The 258-nt window shown below is 70.5% G+C and carries 1 rRNA gene; it reads right to left on the reverse strand.

Going from position 1 to position 258, the window contains the following annotated elements:
* Window positions 1–66: 66 nt before the first annotated feature.
* Window positions 67–182: ribosomal RNA gene (gene rrf / locus ACEG18_RS09690) — 5S ribosomal RNA — on the reverse strand.
* Window positions 183–258: the final 76 nt, after the last annotated feature.

The raw sequence follows: 258 nt of genomic DNA on the forward strand, positions 1-258 counted from the left end.
AAAAAAGGGGGAGGCCGCGAGGCCTCCCCCTTCTTCAGTTTCGATGACGGCTCGGTGCCGTCCACCGGTCAGCGGCGCCCTGGCCTCCCACGGGCTGACCCCGCAGTACTCTCGGCGCGATGGGGCTTAGCTTCCGGGTTCGGAACGGGACCGGGCGTGCCCCCCATGCTCTGGCCGCTGACCGGTGGGCGGCGCCCACCGTTCACGGTGTCCGGTGTCTACTCACGTGCCCTGGGGGCCGCATGGCGCATAGGGGAG

The sequence above is a fragment of the Collinsella aerofaciens genome (assembly GCF_041537385.1).
Taxonomy (GTDB): Bacteria; Actinomycetota; Coriobacteriia; order Coriobacteriales; family Coriobacteriaceae; genus Collinsella; species Collinsella aerofaciens_BV.